The sequence below is a fragment of the Oscillibacter sp. genome, assembly GCF_031978065.1.
Taxonomy (GTDB): Bacteria; Bacillota; Clostridia; order Oscillospirales; family Oscillospiraceae; genus Oscillibacter.
The window spans coordinates 1-18,352 of the sequence record NZ_DALZCH010000035.1; the positions used below are offsets into that span (position 1 = coordinate 1).

At 56.4% G+C, this 18,352-nt stretch carries 18 protein-coding genes and 1 tRNA gene; 10 read left to right on the top strand and 9 right to left on the bottom strand.

Translation table 11 applies throughout. The features are described from left to right. Window positions 1–229, bottom strand: a 229-nt coding sequence (gene rpsT / locus RTK01_RS07075) for a 30S ribosomal protein S20 (protein WP_312280301.1), incomplete at its 3' end; no start/stop codon positions are given. 193 nt (window positions 230–422) lie between these two features. Here rpsT and gpr point away from each other — a divergent pair. Continuing rightward, window positions 423–1,319: a GPR endopeptidase gene (gpr, locus tag RTK01_RS07080; RefSeq protein WP_312280302.1), complete on the top strand. Its 897-nt coding sequence runs from the start codon at window positions 423–425 to the stop codon at window positions 1,317–1,319. A gap of 75 nt (window positions 1,320–1,394) precedes the next feature. Here gpr and RTK01_RS07085 read toward each other — a convergent pair whose 3' ends face one another. Further along, window positions 1,395–2,147 (bottom strand): exodeoxyribonuclease III, encoded by a 753-nt coding sequence (locus tag RTK01_RS07085; protein ID WP_312280303.1) that lies wholly within the window; start codon window positions 2,145–2,147, stop codon window positions 1,395–1,397. A gap of 162 nt (window positions 2,148–2,309) precedes the next feature. Between RTK01_RS07085 and RTK01_RS07090 the strand changes: the two genes are divergently transcribed. The 6 genes from RTK01_RS07090 to spoIIP all read left to right on the top strand — a co-directional run bounded on the left by RTK01_RS07090 (window position 2,310) and on the right by spoIIP (window position 9,394). Next, window positions 2,310–3,674: an MATE family efflux transporter gene (locus RTK01_RS07090; protein ID WP_312280304.1), complete on the top strand. Its 1,365-nt coding sequence runs from the start codon at window positions 2,310–2,312 to the stop codon at window positions 3,672–3,674. A 99-nt stretch (window positions 3,675–3,773) separates the two neighbouring features. Then, complete coding sequence (metG, locus tag RTK01_RS07095; protein WP_312280305.1) at window positions 3,774–5,735, top strand: methionine--tRNA ligase; 1,962 nt, start codon at window positions 3,774–3,776, stop codon at window positions 5,733–5,735. Window positions 5,736–5,962: 227 nt separating this feature from the next. Further along, window positions 5,963–6,604 (top strand): hypothetical protein, encoded by a 642-nt coding sequence (locus RTK01_RS07100; RefSeq protein ID WP_312280306.1) that lies wholly within the window; start codon window positions 5,963–5,965, stop codon window positions 6,602–6,604. Window positions 6,605–6,632: 28 nt separating this feature from the next. Beyond that, window positions 6,633–7,400, top strand: a complete 768-nt coding sequence (locus tag RTK01_RS07105; RefSeq protein ID WP_312280307.1) for a TatD family hydrolase — start codon at window positions 6,633–6,635, stop codon at window positions 7,398–7,400. 5 nt (window positions 7,401–7,405) lie between these two features. After that, on the top strand, window positions 7,406–8,032 hold the full coding sequence (locus RTK01_RS07110) for a TatD family nuclease-associated radical SAM protein (protein ID WP_312280308.1): 627 nt from the start codon (window positions 7,406–7,408) through the stop codon (window positions 8,030–8,032). A 195-nt stretch (window positions 8,033–8,227) separates the two neighbouring features. Beyond that, complete coding sequence (gene spoIIP, locus RTK01_RS07115) at window positions 8,228–9,394, top strand: stage II sporulation protein P (protein ID WP_312280309.1); 1,167 nt, start codon at window positions 8,228–8,230, stop codon at window positions 9,392–9,394. 143 nt (window positions 9,395–9,537) lie between these two features. Here spoIIP and hemW read toward each other — a convergent pair whose 3' ends face one another. Together hemW and RTK01_RS07125 are read right to left on the bottom strand one after the other, a co-directional pair. Next, a complete protein-coding gene (hemW, locus tag RTK01_RS07120) occupies window positions 9,538–10,749 on the bottom strand; it encodes a radical SAM family heme chaperone HemW (RefSeq protein ID WP_312280310.1) in 1,212 nt (403 codons plus the stop codon). Window positions 10,750–10,880: 131 nt separating this feature from the next. Next, entirely contained in the window at window positions 10,881–11,285 is a 405-nt protein-coding gene (locus tag RTK01_RS07125) for a PaaI family thioesterase (protein ID WP_312280311.1), read from the bottom strand. A gap of 159 nt (window positions 11,286–11,444) precedes the next feature. On the opposite strand from RTK01_RS07125, the gene RTK01_RS07130 reads away from it, so the two are divergent. The 3 genes from RTK01_RS07130 (at window position 11,445) to RTK01_RS07140 (ending at window position 14,080) form a co-directional block, all read left to right on the top strand. Further along, window positions 11,445–11,807 carry a helix-turn-helix transcriptional regulator gene (locus tag RTK01_RS07130; RefSeq protein WP_293008944.1) on the top strand — a complete coding sequence of 121 codons (363 nt, stop codon included), beginning with the start codon at window positions 11,445–11,447 and terminating at the stop codon, window positions 11,805–11,807. A gap of 64 nt (window positions 11,808–11,871) precedes the next feature. Then, window positions 11,872–12,090 carry a cation transporter gene (locus RTK01_RS07135; RefSeq protein WP_312280312.1) on the top strand — a complete coding sequence of 73 codons (219 nt, stop codon included), beginning with the start codon at window positions 11,872–11,874 and terminating at the stop codon, window positions 12,088–12,090. Between the two features lie 94 nt (window positions 12,091–12,184). After that, window positions 12,185–14,080: a heavy metal translocating P-type ATPase gene (locus tag RTK01_RS07140; RefSeq protein WP_312280313.1), complete on the top strand. Its 1,896-nt coding sequence runs from the start codon at window positions 12,185–12,187 to the stop codon at window positions 14,078–14,080. 122 nt (window positions 14,081–14,202) lie between these two features. On the opposite strand, the gene RTK01_RS07145 is transcribed toward RTK01_RS07140, so the two are convergent. The 5 genes from RTK01_RS07145 to RTK01_RS07165 all read right to left on the bottom strand — a co-directional run bounded on the left by RTK01_RS07145 (window position 14,203) and on the right by RTK01_RS07165 (window position 18,284). Continuing rightward, entirely contained in the window at window positions 14,203–15,555 is a 1,353-nt protein-coding gene (locus tag RTK01_RS07145) for a cation:proton antiporter (RefSeq protein WP_312280314.1), read from the bottom strand. Window positions 15,556–15,973: 418 nt separating this feature from the next. Beyond that, window positions 15,974–16,049: transfer RNA gene (locus tag RTK01_RS07150), tRNA-Gly, on the bottom strand. 48 nt (window positions 16,050–16,097) lie between these two features. Beyond that, a complete protein-coding gene (locus tag RTK01_RS07155; RefSeq protein ID WP_312280315.1) occupies window positions 16,098–16,781 on the bottom strand; it encodes a hypothetical protein in 684 nt (227 codons plus the stop codon). Between the two features lie 83 nt (window positions 16,782–16,864). Then, a complete protein-coding gene (locus RTK01_RS07160; protein ID WP_312280316.1) occupies window positions 16,865–17,458 on the bottom strand; it encodes a lactate utilization protein in 594 nt (197 codons plus the stop codon). A 1-nt stretch (window position 17,459) separates the two neighbouring features. Then, window positions 17,460–18,284, bottom strand: a complete 825-nt coding sequence (locus RTK01_RS07165; protein WP_312280317.1) for a YitT family protein — start codon at window positions 18,282–18,284, stop codon at window positions 17,460–17,462. Window positions 18,285–18,352 lie beyond the last annotated feature (68 nt).

Here is an 18,352-nt window from a genome sequence, read left to right on the forward strand (position 1 = left end):
TCCTGCGGTGCGCAGCCGTGTTCTTGTGCAGAACGCCGCTGGCAACAGCCTGATCGACTTTCTTCACCGCGACTTTGTATACGCCATCGGCCTCGGTGCGATTGCCTTCTGCGGCAACGGCCTCGAACTTCTTGATGGCGGTCTTCAGCTCGGATTTTTCGGTCTTGTTGCGGGCGTTTTTCACCTGGGAAACCAGAACGCGCTTCTTGGCAGACTTGATATTCGGCAAACCAAACACCTCCTTTGGCAAATTAAGAATCTGGAGAGATTTAAAATCTCACCGTGCAGAATGATATTTTAGCAGTTCTGCGCGCAAAAAGCAAGCCCTTTTCCAAAAAAACCTTAATTTTTTGCATAGTGTGTCCACTTCCGGAAAACCTACGGAAAAGACACTACATTTAGTGGAAGGCGGCGTGCAATCAATGTATACAAAACGGACAGACTTAGCGCTGGAGGCGCAGGAGCTGTGGCAAGAGGGCGCGGAGAAAACTGCAAAGCTCTCGGGAGTCAAGGCGGGCAAGTCCCGTCGGGAGGGTTATCCCGTGACGCGGGTGGAAATTTTGGACGCGGGCGGCGCGAAAACCCTTGGAAAGCCGGTGGGAACTTATCTCACACTGGATTTCACAGCCTATTGGCAAAGAAAGGAAGACTATTTTCAGCGGGCGGTCCGGGCCTTGGGCGCGGAGCTGAAGGCCATGCTCCCCGGAGATGGAGCGGCGCTGGTCATCGGCCTTGGTAACCGTGCCATGACGCCGGACGCGGTGGGTCCGCTGACCTTGGAAAGCGTGCTCATCACCCGGCATCTTCGGGCGGCCATGCCCAAGCAGTTCGGCGGCTTTCGGCCTGTGTCCGCGTTTTCTGTGGGCGTGCTGGGTACCACCGGCGTAGAGTCGGCCGAGGCGGTGCGGGGACTTGTAAAGGAAGTGGAGCCGGATTTTGTCATTGCCGTGGACGCGCTGGCCTCCCGCCGGACGGGAAGAGTCTGCGCCGCCGTCCAGCTCAGCGACAGCGGCATCATTCCCGGCTCCGGCGTAGGGAATCACCGCGCCGCCCTGAACAAGGACTCTCTGGGCGTGCCGGTGTTCGCCGTGGGCGTTCCCACAGTGGTGGACGCGGCCACGCTGGCTGCGGACCTTCTGGAGGAGTCCGGCATAACGGAGTTTGACGAAAAGCGCCTGCGCAGCCGCAAGCAGCCCATGACCGTCACCCCCCGAGACATCGACGCGCAGGTGCGGGAGCTGGCTCGAGTGATGGGCTACGGCGTGAACTGGGCGCTTCAGGAGCTGGAAATCGAAGACATGGCAGCCCTTTTGGGATAGAAACGGGATAAGCAAAAAGCCTCACCAAAAAAGAGGTGCCTGAAAGCGCAATGAGGGAAAACCAAGGAGCCTTCGTTAAACCGTCAGCTCCAGCCCCACGGGACAATGGTCGCTGCCGAAGACCTGATCGTAAATCACGGCGTCCGCTACGCTTTCCCGAAGCCGCTGGGAAACTACAAAATAGTCGATGCGCCATCCCGCGTTTTTCTCCCGGGCGCGGAAGCGATAGCTCCACCAAGAGTAGGCGATTCGCTCGGGGTAAAGGAACCGGAACGTGTCGGAAAAGCCGGCGTCCAAAAGCGCGGTCATCTTTCCCCGCTCCTGATCGGAAAAGCCGGGGTTGTTCCGGTTGGACTTGGGATTTTTCAAATCCATTTCCTGATGGGCCACGTTCAGATCGCCGCACAGGACCACCGGCTTCACCCGGTCCAGCTCCAGAAGATACGCCCGAAAGTCGTCCTCCCACTGCATCCGGTAGTCAATGCGCTTCAACCCGTCCTGCGCGTTGGGTGTATAGCAGCACACCAGATAGAACTGCTCAAATTCGGCGGTGATGACTCGGCCCTCGTGGCGGTGCTCGTCGCCGCCGAAGCCATAGGCCACGCTCACGGGCGGAACACGAGTAAACACCGCTGTGCCGGAATAACCGGGCTTGTCCGCGCTGTTCCAGAATTTCTCATATCCCGGCAGGTCAAAATCCGCCTGTTCAGGCTTCATTTTTGTCTCCTGCAAGCATATGACGTCCGCGTCCGCGCTGGCACAAAAATCAAGAAAGCCCTTTCCAAGGCACGCCCGCAGACCGTTGACGTTCCACGAGATCAGCTTCATAAAGAACTCCTCCTTCTGTTTCGTTTCCCACAGTTTATCCGCTCTCGTGGAAAAATACAAGGCTTTTTGCATCAGGCCGTTGCCGGAAGTGGAAAAAAGGAGTAGAGTAGAACCAGCGCAACGATTTGACACGACTGAAATAAAACAAAGACGGGAGCTTTTATGGACAGAGAGGACCGGGGCCTGCGGGACATGACCGCTGGCAACCCCGCAGGACATATTTTTCTGTTTGCCCTCCCCCTGCTGCTGGGAAGTTTTTTGCAGCAGCTTTACAACATGGTGGACTCTTGGGTGGTGGGCAACTACGTGGGCGACGCGGCGCTGGCCGCCGTGGGCGTGGGCTTTCCCGTGATGTTTATGTTTATCTCCCTATTTATGGGGATTTCCAACGGCGGCACGGTGGTCATCGCCCAGTATCACGGCGCGGGCAGGCCCGACCGGGTGCGGGACGCAGTGGACACCATTTACACGACCTTCATCGTCTCCGTGGCTCCGGTGACGGTGCTGGCTTTGTTTGCGGTGAAGCCCCTGCTCTTTTTACTGCGGGTGGACGACGCGGTTTACCACGGCGCGTGGGTTTACATGATGATTGTGTGCGCCGGACTGGTGGGCACCATCGGCTATAACACCAACGCGGGCATTTTAAACGGCATCGGCAACAGCCGGGCAACGCTGCTGTTTTTGTCCGTGGCCGCAGTTTTAAACATTATTCTGGATTTTGTTCTGGTGCTGAATGCGGGGATGGGCGTTGCGGGTGTGGCTTTGGGAACGGTTGTCTCCCAGCTTGTTTCGTGGCTGCTGGGCATTTTTTATATCAACCGGCACTATCCGGAGATCGCTGTCCACCCCTTCTGCTTTCGCTTTGACAAAACTCTGTTCCGTCAGGTAATGGCGCTGGGCATCCCCACGGGACTTCAGATGTCTCTGGTGTCCCTTGGCATCATGGCGGTGATGAGCAAGGTCAACACGTTTGGCTCGGCGTATACCGCCGCTTCTAACGTGGGAAACAAGCTGGACGGTGTGGCCTTTCTTCCCGTGCAGGCGCTGACCAACGCCATCACGGCCTTTGTGGGTCAGAATACCGGGGCCAAGAAGCCGGAGCGGGTGCGCACAGGGGTGCGCATTGCGGTGATCTATACGGCGGTTTGGTGCCTTGTGATGACGGCGGCGCTATTGCCCGCGTCCGACGCGCTGTTTCGCCTGTTCTCTCCCGAGGCGGAGGTGGCGGAGGCCGGAAGACACTATATGTTTGCCATCATGCCCCCTTACGTGACCTTTGGCGTGATGTATATTCTCAACGGAGCCATGCGAGGCGCGGGAGACAGCGTGGTCCCCATGCTGGCAACCATCCTCTCCATGATTGTGCTGCGGGTTCCGGCGGTCTATTATCTGGCAAACCACTTCGGGCCGGAGCGGATGTTTCAGGGCTTCGGCATCGGCTGGGTGGGGGGCTTTATTTTCTGCGTGCTCTACTATCTTTCGGGCAGGTGGAAGCGCAGAGGAAGCCTTGCGGAGGAAAATCCCTGAACGGGTTGTTATTTTTCGCAATTTGGAATATACTGTACATTTACAGAGTTCAATGCCCGTCCCCTTTCATTCGGGGGACGGAAAAGGAGGAGAAATCCCATGGAAAAAGAAAGATTTTATATCACAACACCGATCTACTACCCTTCGGACAAGCTGCACATCGGACACACCTACTGTACCGTCGCAACCGACGCCATCGCCCGCTATAAGCGGCTTCACGGCTTCGACGTGATGTTCCTCACCGGTACGGACGAGCACGGCCAGAAAATCGAGACGAAGGCCAAGGAGGCCGATGTTTCCCCCAAGGAATTTGTGGACCGCATCGTGGAGGGCCCCCGGGGCGTGAAAGATTTGTGGAAGCTGATGAACATTTCCAACGACCGCTTCATCCGCACCACGGACGACTACCATGTGAAGTCCACCCAGTATATTTTCCGCAAGATGTACGAAAACGGGGATATTTACAAGGGAGCCTATAAGGGTAAATACTGCACCCCCTGCGAGTCCTTCTGGACGGAGAGCCAGCTTAAGGACGGCTGCTGTCCCGACTGCGGCCGCCCCGTGACGGACGCGGAGGAGGAAGCCTATTTCTTCCGCCTGAGCAAGTATGCCGACCGTATCCGCACCCTGCTGGAGGACACCGACTTCCTTCAGCCCCGCTCCCGGGTGAACGAGATGGTGAAAAACTTCATCGAGCCGGGTCTTGAAGACCTGTGCGTCTCCCGCACGTCCTTCACATGGGGCATTCCCGTGGACTTTGACCCGGGACATGTGGTGTATGTCTGGGTGGACGCGCTGAGCAACTATATTACCGCTTTAGGCTATGGCAACGACCGGTACGACGACTATAAAAAGTGGTGGCCCGGTGTGAACATCGTGGGCAAGGAGATCGTCCGGTTCCACTCCATCATCTGGCCCGCCATGCTGATGAGCCTTGGTGAGCCCCTGCCCAAGCAGGTTTACGGCCACGGATGGCTGCTGCTGGACGGCGGAAAAATGAGCAAGTCCAAGGGCAACGTGGTGGACCCCTATCTGCTGGCCGAGCGGTACGGAACAGACGCGCTGCGCTTTTTCCTGCTGCGCTCCTTCCCCTTCGGGCAGGACGGCAACTTCTCCAACGAGCTGTTGATTCAGTGCATCAACACGGACCTTGCCAACGACCTGGGCAATCTCCTCTCCCGCACCACCGCCATGGTGGAGAAGTATTTCGGCGGACAGCTCCCTGCGGAGCAGGAAGCCGACGCACTGGATGAGGAGCTGATCGCGCTGGCCACCGCCCTGCGGGACCGGTACGAGGTCCAGATGGAAAAATTCCAGATGCAAAACGGGTTGGAGGAGATTTTCAAGGTCGTCTCCCGGGCCAATAAGTATATCGACGAAACGGCTCCCTGGATTCTGGCGAAGGACGAGGCAAAAAAACCCCGCCTTGCCCGGGTGATGTACAACTTGCTGGAGACGCTGCGCCTTTGCGCCGTGCTGCTTTTGCCCTTCACCCCCGATAGCTGCACCGAAATTTTCAGCCAGATCGGCGCCTCCGGTGAGGAGACGAACTGGGACAGCGCCGGGAAATGGGGCGTGCTTCCCGCAGACGCGCGGGTCCACAAGGGAGAGAACATCTTCCCCCGCATTGATGTGGAAAAAGAGCTTCAGGAGCTGGACGCGGTGCAGGAAGCTGCCCGCAAGGCATCCCAGCCCGCGCTGGAGCTGGAGCCTCAGCTTGCGGAAAAGGTGGACTTTGACACCTTCTGCAAGTCCGATTTCCGGGTGGTGAAGGTGAAGTCCTGCGAGGCTGTGAAAAAGTCCGACAAGCTGCTGAAATTTATTCTGGATGACGGCACCGGCACAGACCGGCAGATTCTCTCCGGTATTCATAAGTTTTATGAGCCGGAGGCTCTGGTGGGCAAGACGCTGGTGGCCATAGTGAACCTGCCGCCCCGGAAGATGATGGGGCAGGAGTCCAACGGAATGCTGATTTCCGCCGTCCACACGGAAAAGGGCGAGGAAAAGCTGAACCTTTTGATGGTGGACGACGCGATTCCCGCCGGCGCAAAGCTCTGCTAAGCCAAATCTGAGAGAGCAGGTCCTTTTAGAAACCCTCTGATAGGGATGTTTATGAAAATCGTAATTGCCGGGCGTATGGCTAAACAATTACCGATAAATTGTAAGATCCTTATTGGAGGGTTGCTCTATGAAAAAGGTTACATTTGAATATATTAATAGGCTGCTTTACAACAACATTGACCGGAAAATGAATGGCTTCGTCCGAATTATCTGAAAGGAATTTGGATATGGCTTTTAATAAAAAAACACATAAAATTATAAACGTTTTAGCGCTGTCGGCACTGCTACTCTTGTCTGTGTTGTGTTATACACTTTATCGGGACAATCAACTTTTAAAACCACGGTACAACGAGTATTCTGCTTATTTTTGGCAGGACCCAAATGCAATTTTAGAAGGTATTGACATATACCTTGATAGAGGAGAGGTGTCTGATGCCGCATATTTAATTGAAGCAGTGGCTGATCTTGAAAATGACATAAATAGGCTTCAAACTGTTTATTGCACCTCAGCAAAAATGCAACTTCGACAATCTGTTTTTAGAAGTTCAAACTTGACATTTACAGAAAATGATGTCAATGCTTGGGCGATTAATTGTTCGCAAATTGCAGATGGGTTAGGGCACTTTTGTGATGCAATGCAGGTAATTGTTTGCTCTGGTAAGACCCCAACCAATGACAAACTAGTAAGGGACTATATGAAAAATGCCAGAGCACAGTTGCTGTTGGTTACTTCAAGCTTGAATCAGATTGACCTTAACACACAAAATGATAAAGGGCAGGATAGCGTATTAAATAATTACTTATTATTGTTTAAATCATTTGGTGAGTTCTCAAGTTCGTTTGAACAGGCTTTGACCTGCAACACCTAACTTGTATTCACCAAAGAGAGGATACCCCATGTATTTTGACACCCATGCCCATTATGACGACGCGGCCTTTGACGAGGACCGGGACGCGCTGCTCTCTTCTCTGCCGGAAGCCGGGATAGAGTTGGTGGTGGACCCCGGCTGCGATGTTGCTTCCTCCCGTCGCGCCGTGGCGCTGGCGGAAAAATTTCCCCATGTATACGCCGCCGTGGGCATTCATCCGGGAGACTGCGCGGGCTGCGGCGAGAGCGAGCTTGCCGCAATCCGGGCGCTGGCGGCCCACCCCAAGGCCGTTGCCATCGGGGAAATCGGACTGGATTACCATTGGGAGGACAATCCCCCGAAGGAATTTCAAAAGGAGATTTTCCACGCCCAGCTTGCCATGGCGGCGGAGCTTGATTTGCCGGTGATTGTCCACGACCGAGAGGCCCACGGAGACTGTCTTGCCGTTGTGTCTGAATTTCCCGGCATTCGGGGGGTGTTTCACTGCTATTCCGGCAGCGCGGAGCTGGCGGAGGTGCTTTTGAAGCGGGGCTGGTATCTGGGCTTTGACGGGCCGGTCACTTATAAAAATAACCGCCGGGGCCGTGAAGTGGCGGAGATCACGCCGCCGGAGCGGATGCTGCTGGAGACAGATTCACCCTATCTCACCCCGGTCCCCAACCGGGGAAAGCGGAACGACAGCCGAAATCTCCGCTACATTGCGGAGATGCTGGCGTTGTGGAAGAATATGGACCCGATTGAGTTTGCGCGCATCGCCGCGGAAAATGGGAAACGACTGTTTGGAATCGAGGTTTAAGCGCCATGGAAGAAAAGAAAGGCTTTACCATTACCTATGAATACGGCGGGAACCTGTATGTAAATACCACCAACCGCTGTAATTTCAACTGCGAATTCTGCCTGCGCCACAACGGCAGCGGCGGCAGCATCTATACCCACAACCTGTGGCTTACACGGGAGCCTACCCGGGAGGAAATTCTGGCGGACATTGAGAAGTGGGATTTGAGTAAATACGGCCAGTTGGTGTTCTGCGGGTTTGGCGAGCCCAGCTACCGCATTGAGGACATCTGCTGGGTGATCGACCGGATGAAGGAGCACGGAACGAACATCTTCACCCGGATGGACACCAACGGAACCGGCAGCCTGATCCATGGCCGGGACATCGCCCCGGACTTTGCCGGGCGGTTTGACATGGTGTCCGTCTCGTTGAACACCGACACGGCGGAAAAGTACGACGCACTATGCCACCCCCAGCAGAAAGGGGCCTATCAGGCCATGAAGGACTTTGCCAAGGAGCTGTGCAAGTACGTGCCGAAGGTGATGATGACCGTGGTGGATACTATCCCTAAAGAGGAGATTGAGAACTGCCGCCGCATCTGCGAGGACGGGGTAGGAGCCACCTACCGGGTACGTGAGTATATTGAGGACTGAGCGGGACATTTCGCGCCGTTTCCAGCGGGGCTGGCGAAAAGTTTCTTTCACAACGGAAGCCCGGAGAATACCTCCGGGCTTCTTTTTTGATGTCTTCGCGGATAAAATTGTCTAGGTTTTTCGCTCGACCTTGCTTTCCGGTCATAGTCTTTTTTTATGCGCTCGCGCATAAGGTTGTCCCATGAGGTGATGCAAATGAAAACGGCCGTAAAAAAGCGAACCATTCCCCGGCGGCTGGGAGCGATGGTTTTGGCGGGGTGTACGCTGTGGGGAGTGGCGGTCACCGCCGGGAGCGAAACCGTCATGTCGGCGGTAACCGCCCTGCGGCAGGGGGCCTCTGCCCCGATGTCGGCCCTGCAATGGGAGTTGGGGGACTTCGGGCCGGAGGACGGACTGTCCGCCGCGGCCGTGTTGACGCTGTCGGAGTCTCCCCTTTTGCTCTCCGCAAGGCGGAGCGTTGCAAAGCTTTTGTCCACGGAAACGCCGGAGAAGCCGCAAGATCCGGTGGAGCAAATTCCGGTGGAGGAGACGCCCGTGGATACCGCTCCCCTTCCCACGGAGGAAATTCCGGAAAACGGAATCACTGCCAAAACGCTGGTGCCCACCACGCCGGAGGGCTATACTGTCAGCGGCAAAGTCTATATCTCGAACAGCACCGACCACAAGCTGTCCATTCAGGACCTGACAGCTTCCTTTGACGCGGGGCTTACCGACGAGGAGCCTCAGATTTTGATTATCCACACCCACGGCAGTGAGGCATATACTCCAGCCCCCGGCGAGAACGTGGACTATTGCGGAAACCGCCGCTGTCTTGAAACCCGGTACAATGTGGTGGGAGTTGGAGATGTGATGGCTCAGACCTTTGGCGAGCTTGGAATCTCCGTACTTCACGACCGGACGCTGTATGATTACCCCTCCTATTCCGGCTCTTACGACCGGTCGCTGAAAGCCATCGAGAGCTACCTTGCGCAGTACCCGTCCATTCACTTCATTCTGGACATTCACCGGGACGCCATCGAGGACACGGAGGGCAACGAATACAAGGTAATTTCCCCCGTGGAGAGAGTGGGAAACATCGCGCAGATCAGCATGGTGGTGGGCAGCGACGGCAGCGGTCTGGTCCATCCCAAGTGGATGGAAAATCTGAAACTGGCCACGGCCTTGCAGCAGACGATTTCCCAAAATTATCCCACGCTGATGCGACCCATTCTTCTCAGAAACTCCCGCTACAATCAGCACGCCACCACCGGCTCCCTTCTGCTGGAAATGGGGGCTGCCGGAAACTCCCCGGAGGAAGCCGCTCTGGCGGGGGAGCTATTTGCCCGGGAAATGGGGGAGTATTTGCTGGCGAGAAGCAAGTAACTAAAACCAAAAACAGGATAGAACAGCCGACCCCGGTCAAACTAGCCGGGGCCGGCTGTAACATTTTTGAAGAAGCTTTCCACTTCGGGGGAAAGAAAGAGCGACCGCATTGTGGAGCGGCATCCGTATGACACCCGAAAACCTTATCCCAAATCCACCCGGAAGTCTCCCCTCGCCCGGGCCTCCTCTCGGCGTTTTTTGTCCGCGCCCAGCGCATCCAGCATCCCGCCGATGATTTGGTTGGAGACGAGAAAGCCCTCCGGCGTCAGGCGCCACCGCCCGTCCTCCTCCAACGCATAGCCCGCCCTGCGGCACTCCTCCAAAAAGGGAAGGAAACAGTCAAACCGGCGGCGAAAGAGGTTTTCAAACACCTTGGGGTCCAGCCCCCGGACGGTGCGCAGACCCATCATCACCCATTCCGTGTCCCGGTCCAGCGGAGGAATGCGTTCGTTTTCCGAAAGCAAAGGTCCGCCGCTTTTCATCCCGGAAATATACCCCTCCAAATCCCGCTGATAGGCATATCGCACGCTGCCAAAATCCGAGTGGGCGCCGGGGCCAAAGCCCGCGTACTCCCCCAAGGTCCAATATTTCAGGTTGTGCCGGGATTCAAAGCCTGTCCGCGCAAAGTTGGAAATCTCATACTGAAAAAACCCGTGCCGCCGGAGATAGTCCACCGTCCAGAGGTACATCTCCGCCTGTGCCTCGTCGCCGGGAAGGCCCGCGGTTTCCCGCCGGGTAAAAAGCGGAGTTCCCTCTTCTACCTTCAGCCCGTAGCAGGACAGGTGCTGAGGCGCCAAATCCACGGCGGCGGTCAGGTTTTTCTTCCATACGTCCATACTTTGCCCTGGCAGTCCGTAAATCAAATCCAGAGAGAGGTTTGAAAGCTTGGCTTTGCGGGCGGCCTCCACCGCCGTTTTTACCTGACCGGCGGTGTGTATGCGTCCGATGGCGCGCAGCTCTTCATCGTCCGCGGACTGCATCCCAAGGCTCAGCCGATTAAAGCCCGCGCTGCGCAGGGCCTTCAGCTCCCGAAAATCCCCGGCGGACTCGGGATTGGCCTCCAGCGTGATCTCCGCGTCCTTTGCCACGCAATACTTTTTCTGAATGTCCTTCAAAAGGCGGACAAGCCGCTTCGTGCCAAGAAGGGTGGGCGTACCCCCGCCGAAATATACGCTGTCCACCGTGTGAAGATCGGCCCGAGGAGCCAGCTCCAGAAGCTGCGCTTCCAGTGCCTGCGTGTATGCGTCCATGCGGCCCTCTTCGCCGGGGAGAGAGTAAAAATCGCAGTAATCGCATTTTTTGGCGCAAAAAGGGATGTGGACATATAGCCCCAGACTTTTTCGTTCCTCTTTCAAGGCGGCCTCCTTTGGCGGCGCACGTTGCCCGCCGGCAGTGATGATATGATATTGAAAAATTCCAGCGTAGAAAGTGCCGGAAAACGTGCCCGCAGGCCTCTTGCCCGCGGGCACTGTGTTTATTTCCCCGATTAGTCCTTGGCAGTGCAGAAAAAGGTAAAGGAACCGGTAGCCAAAAGCTTGCCGGTGGCCTCGCTGGTAATATTCACATTGACAAGGCAGGTTTTTCTTCCCCGGTGAACCACGCTGGCCGCAGCCACCGCCGTTCCCTCCTTGATGTTTGCAAGAAAGTTCATGGAGCTGTTCTGGGTGACGTAGGTTCGCCCGTCGGAATGGGCGGCGGAGCCGGTGGCGCAGTCCGCCAGTGTGTAAAGCGCGCCGCCGTGCAGCATCCCATAGGGATTTGTGCTTTCCTCGCGCAGCGTCAGGCGGCACTCCGCCCGGTCCTGCTCCAGCGTGCTCAGCTCAATAAAGTTATAGATCATAAAGCGGTTTTGCTGAATACGGTTGTTTTTAATCTCTTCCAGTGTGGACATGGGCGTTCTCCTCGTCTTTTTCTAAAATAATAGGACTAGTTTACCACAGTTAAAGGAAATTTTCCACACTTTCGTAAAAGTGGTTGACAAACCAAAAAACCTGCATATAATGAACATATGAACAATCGTTCAATTGTTCATATGAAAGGAGAGCACGCCATGGAAGACCGTTATAACGTCGACGCCTGCGACCTGCTCTGCGTTCACGAGGACGTGGTGAAGAAGGTTCGCAGCGAAATGCCCGACGAGGACGCGCTTTACGATTTGACGGAGCTGTTCCGTATTTTCGGGGATTCTACCCGCATTCGCATTCTGTATGTGCTCAGCGCGTCGGAGATGTGTGTGTGCGACATTGCGGCGCTGCTGGGAATGACGCAGTCCGCCATCTCTCACCAGCTTCGGGCGCTGAAAAACACGCGGCTGATCAAGTCCCGCCGGGAGGGAAAAACGGTGTTTTACGCGCTGGCGGACAGCCATGTGCGCACCATCATCGATCAGGGCATGGAGCACGTTTCCGAATAAGATTGTATTCCGCGCCGCCCGAGGGGACGACGAACAAATAAATAATCTTCAGGAGGATGTTTGTATGAAAAAGCGTTTTGAATTGACCGATCTGGACTGCGCCGCCTGCGCCGCCAAAATGGAGGACGCCATTAAAAAGATTGACGGCGTAAACGACGCCACCGTCAGCTTTATGGCTCAAAAGCTCACTCTGGACGCCGAGGATGCGCGGTTTGACAAGATTTTGGACGAAGTAGTCCGCGTCTGCCACAAGGTGGAGCCGGACTGCGTGATTAACCGCTGAGTCCGGGAAAGCGGCGGACGCGCTCTGGGGCCGCGCGCCGCGAAACAAATTCCGCCGCTAAAAAACATGGCGGGCCGGAGGAGAGGACATATGTATGAATAAAAAACAGAAGAAAGTGCTGTTTCGCATTCTGGCTGCGGCGGTGCTGCTGATCGCGGTTCATTTTCTGCCCTTGACGGGGCTGGCGCTGGCGCTTTGCTATATGGTGCCTTATGGCATCATCGGGTGGGACGTTTTGTGGCGCGCCGTGCGCAACATTGCAAACGGGCAGGTGTTCGACGAAAATTTCCTGATGTCTGTTGCCACTGTGGGCGCGTTTGGCACCGGGGAATATGCCGAAGCGGTGTTCGTCATGCTGTTTTATCAGGTGGGTGAACTGTTTCAGGACTATGCGGTGGGCAAGTCCCGAAAATCCATTGCCTCTCTCATGGACATCCGGCCCGACACCGCCAATGTGGAGCGGGAGGGCGTGATTACTGAGGAAGACCCAGAGGATGTGGCCGTGGGTGAAACAGTGGTCATTAAGCCCGGCGAGCGGGTGCCGCTGGACGGCGTGGTGACGGAGGGAAGCTCCGTTTTGGATACCGCCGCCCTCACCGGCGAGGCGGTCCCCCGGGATGTGGGACCGGGGGACGCCATTCTCAGCGGCTGTGTAAACCTGCGGGGCGTGCTCCGGGTAAAGGTGACGAAGCCTGCGGGGGAATCCACCGTCTCGAAGATTCTTGAAATGGTGGAAAACGCCGGCGAGCGGAAGTCCCGCAGCGAAAGCTTTATCACTCGCTTTGCCCGGTATTACACTCCGGGCGTGGTGCTTGCGGCGGCGCTGCTGTTTCTGCTGCCCACGCTGGCGCTGGCGGTGCTGCCCGCGCCCCCCGCGTTTTTGGTGGGAACAGTATGGAACGACTGGCTCAATCGGGCGTTGGTGTTTCTGGTCATCTCCTGCCCCTGCGCACTGGTCATTTCCGTTCCGCTGAGCTTCTTCGGCGGAATCGGCGGCGCGTCCCGCAGCGGCATTCTGGTGAAGGGCGGAAACTATCTGGAGGCTCTGGCAGAGACAAAAACCGTGGTGTTCGACAAGACGGGTACGCTGACAAAGGGCGTGTTTTCCGTTTCCGCTGTCCATCCCGAGGAGGGGTATACCAAAGAGCAGATTCTGGAGTGGGCCGCGTTGGCGGAGCAGTTCTCCGACCACCCCATTGCCGGTTCCCTCCGGGCGGCCTGTGCCGCACAGATGGACCCCTCCCGTGCGAAGGACGTGGAGGAAATTTCCGGACACGGGGTCTGCGCCAGCATTGACGGACGCAGAATCTGCGTAGGTAATGCCCGGATGATGGAGCGGGAAAGCGCAAGCTGGCTCCCCTGCGAGCTGCCCGGGACCATCGTTCATGTGACTGCCGACGGGTTTTACGCGGGGCATATCGTGATTTCCGATCAGGTGAAGCCCGACGCGAAGGCAGCGATTGCCGCCCTGAAGGCCAGCGGCGTTGAAAAGACCGTGATGCTCACGGGAGACGCGCAGGCTGTGGCTGCTGCGGTGGCGGCGGAGCTGGGCGTGGACGAATTCCACGCGGAACTGCTGCCTGCCGACAAGGTGGAGCTGACGGAACGGCTGCTTGCAGCCGGAAACGGGAAGCTGGCCTTTGTGGGGGACGGCATCAACGACGCGCCGGTTCTCACCCGGGCAGACATCGGCGTGGCTATGGGGGCCATGGGGTCTGATGCGGCCATCGAGGCGGCGGATATCGTCCTGATGGACGACCGCCCCGGAAAGCTGGCCACCGCCATGCGCATTTCCCGCAAAACTTTGCGGATTGTCCGCCAGAATATTGCGTTTGCGCTGGGCGTAAAGGCACTGGTGCTGGTGCTGGGCGCTTTGGGTCTGGCTGGTATGTGGGCGGCGGTGTTTGCCGACGTGGGCGTTTCCGTTCTTGCGGTCCTCAACGCCATGCGGGCCATGCGGGTGGAGCCTTCCCCCGACACGGCGGCATAAGCCTATGGCCGTGCCCTGCAAAGTCAAAAGGTAAGACTTTCAGCTTTCTAAAACATAAGACGCCGGTCCCGGATAATTCGGGACCGGCGCTTTTTTAAAAGTTGAATCCAGGAAAGATTCGCTTAGGGCGTACCCGCGTCGTTTTCGTCGGAGCTTCCCTCGGAGGAAGGCGCGGGTGGGTCCTGTTTGGCAGGGGAAGAACTGCCGCGCCGAAGCTTGTCGTGTATTTTCAGCATGGTTTCGGCGGCCTGATCAAATTGGCGAACCTCCTGAAAATTCTCCACCAGATCGCTGTGCACCAGATCGCTGTAATCCGTTTTCGCATTCTTGGGGTACACGGCCCGGAGCATAATGGGCGTCACGATAGTGGAAACCACCACCATCAGCACCATAGGGGCCAGAAATACGTCGGGCATAATGCCGCTGGCAATTCCCTTATTTGCCACAATCAGCGCCACCTCGCCACGGGAAATCATGCCCACGCCGATGCGCAGACTCTCCGCGTTGGTATAGTGGAACATCTTTGCACCCAGACCGCAGCCCACCACCTTGGTAACAATGGCGATCAGAATGGCGATTACCGACAGCAGAACCACATTTGCGTCCATGGTGGAGAGCACCACCTTCAGTCCCACGCTTGCAAAGAAAATGGGAGAGAGGAACATATAGGACAGAGTTTCGCACTGGGACTGCACATAAATGGCCCGAACGGTCTTGGCGATAATCAGTCCCGCGCAGAACGCGCCGATGATGTCCGCTACGCCGAAAACTTCTTCCGCGACATAGGCGTACAGAAAGCAGAAGGCCACGGAGATCACGGCAAACCGCTTGCGATTCCAGCGGGCGGAGGCCATCCACTTTTGAATGGCCTTGTGCAGGAAGAAGCCCAAAACCAGCGACACCGCAAAAAACGCCGCAATTTTAATCAGCACGATCCACAGGCTCACACCGCCGATGGAGGCGCCGGTAATCAGCGTCAGCAGAATCAGGCCCAGAATGTCGTCAATCAGCGCCGCGCCTAAAATCGCGTTGCCGGAGCGGGTGGAAAGTTTGCCCATTTCCTTCAATGTCTCCACGGTGATGGACACGGAGGTGGCGGTGAACACGGTGCCTACAAACATATGCTCCAGCGGGGCGCCTGTGGGATTGAAAGCCGCCGCCAGCGCATAGCCGCCGCCAAGCGGCACCAGCACGCCGATCAGGGCAATAAAAAAAGCCGCTTTTCCGGATTTTTTCAGCTCGTCAATGTCCGTTTGCAGTCCCGCGCTAAACATCAGGAGGATGACGCCCAGCTCCGAAAGCATGGAAAGAAAATCGCTGGGCTGCACAAAATCCAAAAGACTGGGTCCCAAAATCAAGCCCGCGATTAAAGAACCCACCACCTCGGGCATATCCACCCGCTTGGACAGCATGCCGAAAAGCTTTGTCACCAAAATAATCAGCGCTACGTCCAGCACATACCGATAAGATTCCATCGTATAACAATCCCTCTCCCCAAGAATTCTAAATGAAAGCCGTTTTCGGCGGTTCGCACACATGAGAAAGGCGGCATCGACCGGTCTTTGTCATGTTATCTAAAAAAGGGCCGTGTTATCGAGACTAACACAAACCGGTAAAAAAGTCCAGAGGATGGAAACGTCAAAAAGCACAATTATTGCACAAAAATGAAAGAAAAATTGGATATATTTTACATATTCGTTGAAATGTTTAGCGTCTTATCGTTTTCTTAACAATTGTTTTGCAGGAAATGTTTCAAAATTGACACGGCAAAGCTGCCGCCGACGGTAAAAAAGGGGAAGCTGTTCTCCTTTTGCTGTCCCAATAAAGTCTCTCCGAATTTTTTCTGAAAATACAGAAGCACTCCCCACCCGATTGGGCGGAGAGTGCTTTTGCTGGAGCGGGCAACGAGGCTCGAACTCGCTACCTCCACCTTGGCAAGGTGGCGCTCTACCAGATGAGCTATGCCCGCGAAGCAAGGACCATTCTAGCAAAGAACACTCAACCTGTCAACTCTTTTTTACGGAATTTGCGAAATTCCATCAGATTGCGCGGAGACATCCTCCGAAGCCAAATTAAATTCAATCATTTCCACGGGCCCCTCCACAGGGTAATAGGAGATGCTCCACTCGGGCGTTTGGGTCAGCTCCCGCTCCACACGGAGCGTTTCCACAGTCTGATTGACTGCATCGCGGTCCTCTGTCCGCCAATAGCCCACGCGGACCGTCAGCTCCGTTTTGCCGTCGTCCAGCGCCGCCGCCAAAAGACTTTGCAGTGCGGCCGCGCTGGTGGCGTTGACGATAGAGGCAATCTGCTCCGCCGTGCGGCGGTAGCCAAGCTGAACGGACAGCTCGTAATACCCCCGCTGGGCGGTAGAGGAAGAGGTGATATACTCCAGTGCGTAGCTGCCAAGAGCCGTCTCCTGCTGCACCTCGGCGGCGGCCTTTTCCAGCGCGTCGGCAACGCTCACGCCATCGTCATAGCTGTAAAACCGGATGACCGCCTGATCCGTGTGCCTTCCGATGAGAAGCATCAGGTCATTGACGATGTCCTGATAGTTTTCCGCCCGCAAAGTGCCGGTGGCCTCGCTCTCCCAAAACTTGTTGGAATGGGGCTCCGCCGTGCTGTATTCCCGATCCAGAAGAGAGGCGCAGCCGGTGAGCAAAAAGCACAGCGCCAGCAAAAAGCACAATCTTTTCTTCATCCGTCCGCACCTCCCTTCCTGTTTGGTTTTATGCCGGATATCGGCATTTTTCGTAAGCTTGCAAAGGCGGTTTCCGGGTCGGCTTAATAGCCCAGATCCTCGTCGATGAGAATGACTTCCGTCTCCATGCCGTTCATAGGCCGCCACAGGACTGCAAGGCCCCGGCAGATGCGATCAGGGCTTTTGCAGTCATAGCATTTGTCGCCCTTGACGGCGCAGGGGGTTTTCCGATCCAGACGCTGGGCGTTTTTCGGCGCGGCGATATTCCGGGCCCGCCACAGGGCTTCGTCGTAAGTAGCCGCCAGCTTATTGCGGCCCGCCACCAGATAGAGCTTTTCGTGGCCGTAAAGCATGGAGGCCACCCGGTTTCCGTTGCCGTCGATGTTGATGAGGGTTCCGTCCTCGTCCAGACCGTTGACAGAAGAGAGGTATACCTGCGCCGTTGCCGCCTCGCCGGTGGAAACGGGGGTTTCCTTCCAGTGCCAGTGCACGCTGTTGTGAGACGCCAGCCGCTCGTACACCCCCATGTCCCGCAGGGTGATGGAGCCGCCAAAGCCCACCGTTTTCCCGTCGATGGCCCCGTCGAGATAGTCCGCCGCTTCGGCCCCCGTCTCAAACAGACGCACAGAAAAGCCCCGTTCCTCCAGATTTTTTGCCGCTTTCTTCAGATCCGCCATATTATAGATCCTCCTTCTTGTATTCCCCGAAACCCTCGCCCAGCACGTCGTAGGCGTTGCAGACAATCATAAATGCGCAGGGATCCGCCTCGTGGACTATGCGCTTGATCTCCACGATCTCCCGCTGCTTAAAGGCCACCAGCAAAACCTGCTTCTCATTTCCAGTATAAGCGCCCGAAGCGGTGAGCAGCGTCACGCCCCGATCCCGCGCAAGAATGGCGTCGGCAGTTCTGCGCCAGCTATCGGAAATAATATAGGCCACCTTGGACTCGTCCAGACCGTAGAGAATCTTGTCGATGACCACGGTGGAGACGAACAGCGCCACCAGACCGTACAGCGCGGCGTTGATGCTGCCAAACACCGCTGCCACCAGCGCCAGCACCACGAAGTCGGGAATCAGCACCAGCCTGCCCATGGGGAGCCATGGGAACTTCAGTCCCAAAAGCCGGGCAATTACGTCTGTGCCACCGGTGGTGGCGCCCTGGGTGAAAACCATCCCCATCCCCACGCCCATCAGGGCCCCGCCCATAAGGCAGGCCAGCATGGTGTCCATGGGCTGGAATTTGTACAGCAAATTGATCCCGTCGATGGCAAGAGAGCTGACCACCATCGAAAACAGGGAGGAAACCAAAAGATGCCGCCCGATGAGCTTCCATCCAAGGAAAAACAGCGGAATATTCAGTATCGCCGTTACAATGCCCACAGAGGCCCATGGCAGCAGGACGTTGATGACCTGAGCAAGCCCCGTCAGGCCACCCACGCCAATTTGATTGGGCACGAAAAACCAATCGAAGGACAGAGCAAAAATCACACAGCCCAGCGCCATAATCCCATAGCTTTTCAATGTTTTCTTGACAATATAAACCGTCTCCCCTCATCCGCGCCTTCTGCCGG